Source organism: Vibrio sp. V01_P9A10T6, assembly GCF_963877065.1.
In the GTDB taxonomy this organism is placed as follows: domain Bacteria; phylum Pseudomonadota; class Gammaproteobacteria; order Enterobacterales; family Vibrionaceae; genus Vibrio; species Vibrio anguillarum.
Genome location: NZ_CAWNTB010000092.1, coordinates 1 through 4,120 on the forward strand (window position 1 = coordinate 1; position 4,120 = coordinate 4,120).

At 43.8% G+C, this 4,120-nt stretch carries 3 protein-coding genes; 1 reads left to right on the forward strand and 2 read right to left on the reverse strand.

The features are described from left to right. Positions 1-32 precede the first annotated feature (32 nt). Entirely contained in the window at positions 33-1,409 is a 1,377-nt protein-coding gene (locus tag AACQ21_RS04980; protein WP_105976568.1) for a YjiH family protein, read from the reverse strand. Between the two features lie 351 nt (positions 1,410-1,760). Next, on the reverse strand, positions 1,761-3,422 hold the full coding sequence (locus AACQ21_RS04985) for a SulP family inorganic anion transporter (protein ID WP_105976569.1): 1,662 nt from the start codon (positions 3,420-3,422) through the stop codon (positions 1,761-1,763). Positions 3,423-3,633: 211 nt separating this feature from the next. On the opposite strand from AACQ21_RS04985, the gene AACQ21_RS04990 reads away from it, so the two are divergent. Then, the gene (locus AACQ21_RS04990; protein WP_026027568.1) at positions 3,634-3,933 is read left to right on the forward strand and encodes an isoamylase early set domain-containing protein; all 300 of its coding nucleotides are present in this window, start codon (positions 3,634-3,636) and stop codon (positions 3,931-3,933) included. The last annotated feature ends 187 nt before the right edge of the window (positions 3,934-4,120 follow it).

A 4,120-nucleotide genomic window follows, 5' to 3' on the forward strand; every position in this document is an offset into this window, starting at 1 on the left:
TGTTATTAGTGCCGTTACTGCTGCATTGTTTACTAAAAAATGAGATGTGCTACACCAGCTATCACTGGCAGTGTAATGAGCGTACGCAGAATAAATATGACAAACAGCTCAAGTATGTTGACAGGAATTTTGCTGCCTAACATTAATGCACCCACTTCAGACATATAGATCAACTGAGTCACTGACATGGCCGCAATCACGAAACGCGTCATTTCATTATCAATGGAAGCTGCAAGAATCGCGGGAATAAACATATCCGCAAAACCGACCACAATGGTTTGAGATGCTTGAACCGCTTCTGGTACACCAAGTAATTCTAGAAAAGGAATAAACGGTTGGCCCAATACAGAAAATACAGAGGTGTATTCTGCAACAATCAGAGCCAGAGTACCCAAGCCCATCACGACAGGTAGCACACCAAACACCATATCAACAGCATTACGCATGCCTTCAGCGAAGATCGATTTTGCAGATTTAACTTGGCTTGCTTTCGCCAGTGCTAATTCCATCCCCCATGAGAACGAGGTATGGCCGCTTGGAACTGCATCGGCATCTTTAACTGGAGAGGTACCATCAATATAAGTGTTCTTTTTGAAACTTAATGGTGGCAGGCGAGGAATGATGATCGCTGCAACAAAGCCTGCAAGGCAAATGGTGCCATAAAAAGGTAGGAACAGATGCTCTAGCTTAACTTGCGCAATAACGACTAAGCTGAAGGTAATTGAAACGGCAGAAAACGTTGTACCAACAATAGCGGCTTCACGCTGTGTGTAGAATTTGCTTTCGTACTGTTTGCTGGTCAGCAAAATACCGACACTACCGTCGCCCAACCAAGAAGCCATGCAGTCGATTGCGCTACGGCCTGGAAGGTTGAAAACTGGACGCATGATTCTGCTTAATAAACTACCAAATAGCTCCAGTAGCCCGAAGTTAAGCAGTAAAGGCAGCAAAAGCCCTGCAAAAATAAATACAGAAAATAAAGTGGGCAATAAACCCTCAAGAACCATACCGCCAGTGTTTTCTTCCCAGATAGCCTTAGGGCCGATTTGGAAAAATGTCATGATGACGGCGATACCACCAAATACACGGACGGCTAACCAAAGAGCCGATGGATTAAAAAGCCCATTTAAGAAAGGACTCTTTGTAATAAATGCAGGTTGAAAAATTTTACATAAAATAGAAGCTGCAGACATAAAGGCGATGATCACTGTCACTATTGCAACAAGGTAATCGCCCAAAATAGCTTGGATAGATTTAGCAAGGACGGCAACTGGAATGGTTAAGTCACCTTGGTAGCTAATTGGCGCCATAAACAGAAATAGACCAATTAACGAAGGGATGAAAAACATCCAAAAGCTACTTTGTGTTGGTGCTACAGGAGCTTCAATAGTTTGAGCGTTATCTTGCATGTCGTGTCTCGTATTACTGCGGGTCAATAGCCACCAACTGGTGGCATAAAAATGCACTAAATAGCTCTATTTAGTCACTGCAGGCAAGAATATCTATTTTTAAAATGGCTTGCAATACTATTCATTAACAAAGGTTAAGTATTCAAACAAAAGAGCTGTCATTCTCAGATAATACGGTCATTTGTTTTGTTATTGTTGCATTGGTTAATAATCTGTTGGTGGTTGAGGCGTGCGTTTTAAAAAGAGTTAAGGAGGGTTGCGGAAAATTGGGTGGTTAAGGTAAGAGGGATGGGTCAGTCAAAGGCCTTTAACCGGAGGCTAAAGGCCAAAAATGTATAGGTCCAATGAGCTCTATTGAGCTGTACTGATATTCAAACGTTGTAGGCTAACGCTAAGCGCATCATCGAATTGACTAAAGAAATTATCTTCACCGACCAAATCAACAATCCCCGCTTTTTTCAGTTTCATTGCAACACGAGTATTTGCACCAGAGATCAACACTTGCACATTCTTTTTGTGGAAGTTTTCGATCATTTCCTCAATGGATTGCAGGCCGGTAATGTCCATAAATGGAACCCATTTAAGGCGAATAATTAAAATTTCTGGCTGCTCTTGAATGCTGCTCATCACACGCTCAAAGGTTTCAGCTGCAGCAAAGAAAAATGGGCCTTCTAAGGCGTAAACGGCGAGCTCTCTTGGTAACTGAGTTTGACCATGACGAAGCAGGTCAGCACTGAGTTCATGGTGTGTACTGGCTTTCACTTCAACGCTAGATGCCATGCGTTTTACAAAGTGAAGGGTAGCGATGATCACCCCGATATTGACGGCGACAACTAAGTCAGCAAACACGGTTAATCCAAAGGTTAGCAACAAAATAACCACATCGGCTTTGGGTGCACGTTTAACCAATTTAATAAAGTGGGGAACTTCACTCATATTCCATGCTACGACGAACAAAATCGCACTGAGTACTGCCAGTGGAATATTGACGGCTAATGGTGCAAGTGCAATAAGGATAATGACCAGAGTGAGCGAGTGCACCACGCCCGAAAGTGGGCTTGTCCCCCCGTTGCGTATATTGGTTGCAGTACGTGCAATGGCGCCTGTTGCTGCAATACCACCGAAGAGAGGAGCCACGATATTAGCGATACCTTGGCCGACTAATTCTTGGTTTGAGTTGTGTTTGGTGCCCGCCATACCATCGGCGACCACCGCAGAAAGCAATGATTCAATCGCACCTAGCATGGCAATCGCAAAAGCAGGGCCAATCAATAGAATAATTTGAGAGAAGCTAACTTCTGGAAGCGAAAACTCTGGCAGTCCTTGAGGTATGCCTCCAAAAGCCGATCCAATCGTGCGGATCCCTTCAAAGCCAACAAAATATTGCAACACGGTAACTGTGACGAGAGCAAGCAGTGGCCCTGGCACTTTCGAGAGCTTCGGGATCTTAGGGCCGAAGATAACCAGCGCGAGTGAAAATAATGCAAGGCTTGTGGTGGCCCAATCCATCTGCGGAAAGGCATGGAAAATAGACACTAATTTTTGATGAAAATGCTCACCTTCGATTTTGGGGAGGCCGAAGAATTCTTGCCATTGCCCAACCCAGATGATGACACCGATACCGCTGGTGAAGCCGACGATTACGGGGTCAGGAATATAGCGGATGATGCTACCGAGTTTTGCGACCCCCAGAACCAATAGAATCACACCGGCCATCATAGTGGCTATCTGCAACCCACTGACCCCATACTGGCTAACAATTCCAGCGAGTATCACGATGAAAGCGCCCGTTGGGCCGGCTATCTGCACTCGCGAGCCGCCAAACAGTGAAACGATAACGCCTGCAATAATGGCGGTGTATATCCCTTGCTCCGGTTTCACGCCAGAAGCAATAGCGAATGCCATCGCCAGTGGCAGAGCGACAACCCCTACAATCAAACCTGCACTGATATTATTTAGCCACTGTTTTGGTCGTAGCAGACCGGCTTTATAGGATTCATATACGGCAAACATAATTGATAACCTTATTGAAAATAGGGGAAAATAGAAAGCGCGGTGGATTCTACGCTCATTTAAAATGCTGTAAAGAGGGGTGAATATTCAACGGAGGTTATAAATATAGTGGTTCGGCGGCGGAATTTTTACTATTTAGAGTTGTGGATGTGAGTCTATTTTCTTATGATTCACTAGGTAGGATGTTTTTTATACAGAGATGGAGTTTGTGATGATCAATAAACGTTTTTTTAAAACAAAAGAAGAAGTCGAAGTGACCTTTGAAGTGGACGCCCCAGATACGGCTGGCAATGTTGCGATAGTGGCGGACTTTCTTGACTGGCAACCAGAACCGATGAAAAAGGTGGCGAAAAGTAATAGTTTTAAATTTAAAACCCGTTTGCCTAAAGATGCTGAATTTCAATTTCGTTACTTGTTGGATGACCAACAATGGGTTAACGATCCTAGCGCTGACCAGTACATTGCCAATGGTTTTGGCGAGGAAAATAGCCTAGTGACGACTTATCAATAGGTTGTTGATAAATCTTGTGAAAGCGTGAAATATGATTAGGACAGTACTCATTTTTACGTGTAATTGTTGATTTGTTATAAGGCACTCCGGTGCCTTTTTTGACCATAGAATCACACGATATAGGTGACTTTTGAAACAGAAAGTCTTAATCTTGAGGCTCTTTTGACTTAATCCACAGGATAGATAG

Bases quoted from the DNA above. Each gene is read 5' to 3' on its own strand.
- AACQ21_RS04980 (WP_105976568.1), bottom strand. From the start codon at position 1,409: ATGCAAGATAACGCTCAAACTATTGAAGCTCCTGTAGCACCAACACAA.
- AACQ21_RS04985 (WP_105976569.1), bottom strand. From the start codon at position 3,422: ATGTTTGCCGTATATGAATCCTATAAAGCCGGTCTGCTACGACCAAAA.
- AACQ21_RS04990 (WP_026027568.1), top strand. From the start codon at position 3,634: ATGATCAATAAACGTTTTTTTAAAACAAAAGAAGAAGTCGAAGTGACC.